The sequence below is a fragment of the Rothia santali genome (assembly GCF_024199905.1).
GTDB classification, from domain to species: domain Bacteria; phylum Actinomycetota; class Actinomycetes; order Actinomycetales; family Micrococcaceae; genus Rothia; species Rothia santali.
In genome coordinates this window covers 1-839 of record NZ_JANAFB010000084.1, presented here as the reverse complement: position 1 = coordinate 839, position 839 = coordinate 1, and the positions used below count along the sequence as shown (strand labels likewise).

The following is an 839-nucleotide window of genomic DNA, read 5'->3' as shown; positions in this document are numbered from 1 at the left end:
TCACGGGGCCGGGCGGCGGCACCACGGGCCCCCGCGGCGTCGGCGTCACGGGACCGGGGGTCGGCGGCGGCGTCCGGGGTGAGGACCGTGGTCCGGATGACGATCGAGAGGTCGGCCGCCCCGCCCGGAGTGAGGTAGCCGATGGCCCCCGAGTAGACCCCGCGCGCGCGGTCCTCGAGGCGCTCGATGATCTGCATCGTCCGGCCCTTGGGCGCGCCGGTCATCGAGCCGCCGGGGAAGCAGGAGGCGACGGCGTCGAGCGCGGCGGCCCCCTCCCGCAGCCGCCCCCGCACCGTGGAGACGAGCTGGTGGACGGTCGCGTAGGACTCCACACCCATCAGCACCGGCACCTGCACGGTGGCCGGGTCGCAGACCCGGGAGAGGTCGTTGCGCATGAGGTCCACGATCATGAGGTTCTCGGCCCGGGTCTTGGGGTCCGCCGCCAGCGACGCCGCCCGGGCGGCGTCGAGCCCTGGGTCCGGCGAGCGCGGGGCCGTGCCCTTGATCGGCTTGGCCTCGCACCAGCCGTCCTCGTCCACCGCGAGGAAGCGCTCCGGGGAGGAGGAGAGCACGGCGAGGTCGGCGCACCAGAGGAAGGCCGCGTGGGGCGCCGGGTTGGCGGCGCGCTGGGCGCGGGGGGGGCCCCCCGCCTGCCCAGGCGGGCGCGGGACCGGTCCCTGGGCGGGACCGAGGTCGAGATCGGGGAGGGCGCCCCCGCCCTGCCGCTGGGCCCCGAGGCCACCGACGCGCTCTACGTCTCACGACTGCAGGACTGACCCGGCCGGCCGCCGGTGTGCCGGCCGCCGCGGCGCGCCTACTGGCCGGCCACCGTCTCGGGC

General features: G+C 77.7%; 2 protein-coding genes. One reads left to right on the top strand and one right to left on the bottom strand.

Translation table 11 applies throughout. The features are described from left to right. Positions 1 to 572: chorismate-binding protein (locus NBM05_RS15270; protein ID WP_309248188.1), on the bottom strand; the 572-nt coding region annotated here is incomplete at its 3' end. Between the two features lie 30 nt (positions 573 to 602). Here NBM05_RS15270 and NBM05_RS15265 point away from each other — a divergent pair. After that, positions 603 to 776 carry a hypothetical protein gene (locus tag NBM05_RS15265; protein ID WP_254169190.1) on the top strand — a complete coding sequence of 58 codons (174 nt, stop codon included), beginning with the start codon at positions 603 to 605 and terminating at the stop codon, positions 774 to 776. Positions 777 to 839 lie beyond the last annotated feature (63 nt).